This window comes from Streptomyces sp. 150FB, assembly GCF_000818195.1.
Classification (GTDB): domain Bacteria; phylum Actinomycetota; class Actinomycetes; order Streptomycetales; family Streptomycetaceae; genus Streptomyces.
In genome coordinates this window covers 6149563-6150504 of sequence record NZ_JTHL01000001.1, presented here as the reverse complement: position 1 = coordinate 6150504, position 942 = coordinate 6149563, and the positions used below count along the sequence as shown (strand labels likewise).

Here is a 942-nt window from a genome sequence, read left to right as displayed (position 1 = left end):
GGGGGCCAGCCGAGGTGCAGGTCGCCGTATCTGTGCTCCAGATACCGGCCGACGAGCACGGCCGTCGCGAACAGCGCCGCAGCACCGACCGCCACGGTGAGGTCGAGGCGCCTGCCCCGGCGGAGCCGCGCGCGCCCCGCCCGCGCGCGCCCCGCCCGTAGGCGCACGTCAGTCGGTCACTTCGCCGCGACGCCGGTGGGCCCGCCAGCGTCCGACCACGAACCAGATCGCCGAAGCGGCGAACAGCACAGCCGTGATCAGCAGCCACCGGCCGAGGAACACCGAGGCGGACAGCGTGGTCGCGGACTCGTAGTGCGGGGAGTCGTTCAGCACCAGCGGCCAGTACACGAGCACCAGCACCAGGGAGGCGAAGGCCGGGACGCGTATGAAGTTGACGGCCGCGCGCCCGGTCGTGCGCCCGGAGCCGAGGAGACGGTGCAGAACCCAGTCCGTCACCGCGTACAGCGGCACCAGCACGACGTCGTGCAGCACGGCGGCGCCGATGAACCACTCCGCGATGGACACCCAGTCGTACGTCAGCCACTTGACGGCGGCGTACGCGCACAGGGCGAAGGAGGCGAGCAGGATCAGCAGGTGCAGGGGCGATTCCCCGTACAGCCGCCGGAAGCGCGAGGTGGGGCCGGTCCCCGCCTCCACCGTCCGGAGCTCCGGGCCGTGTTCACGCGAAGAGGTGTCGCTGCTCATGCCTTCCGTCCGAACGTCGTGGCGTCGAAAGTCAGTTGCCTGACCCACTTGGTGTTCATGACTCCGGGGGCGTTGGGCACGATGATCCGCGCGGGATAGCCGTGGTCGTGGGAGAGTTCGGCGCCGTTGACGCGCAGGGCGAGCAGTGAGCGCGGATCGCTGACCTGGTTGTCGCGCAGGGCGACCGCCCGGAAGGACCCCGCGAGCTGAAGTGACTCCACGAACACGCCCGGCAGA

At 70.8% G+C, this 942-nt stretch carries 2 protein-coding genes; both read right to left on the bottom strand.

Annotation, left to right across the window (positions count from 1 at the left end):
* Nucleotides 1–168 precede the first annotated feature (168 nt).
* Nucleotides 169–705: a hypothetical protein gene (locus QR77_RS46945; RefSeq protein ID WP_078877178.1), complete on the bottom strand. Its 537-nt coding sequence runs from the start codon at nt 703–705 to the stop codon at nt 169–171.
* On the bottom strand, nt 702–942 hold a 241-nt coding region (locus tag QR77_RS26590), incomplete at its 5' end, for a molybdopterin-dependent oxidoreductase (RefSeq protein ID WP_150130582.1). The genes QR77_RS46945 and QR77_RS26590, both read right to left, overlap by 4 nt.

Excerpts from the sequence above, each read along its gene's own strand:
- QR77_RS46945 (WP_078877178.1), bottom strand. The coding sequence starts at position 705 with ATGAGCAGCGACACCTCTTCGCGTGAACACGGCCCGGAGCTCCGGACG.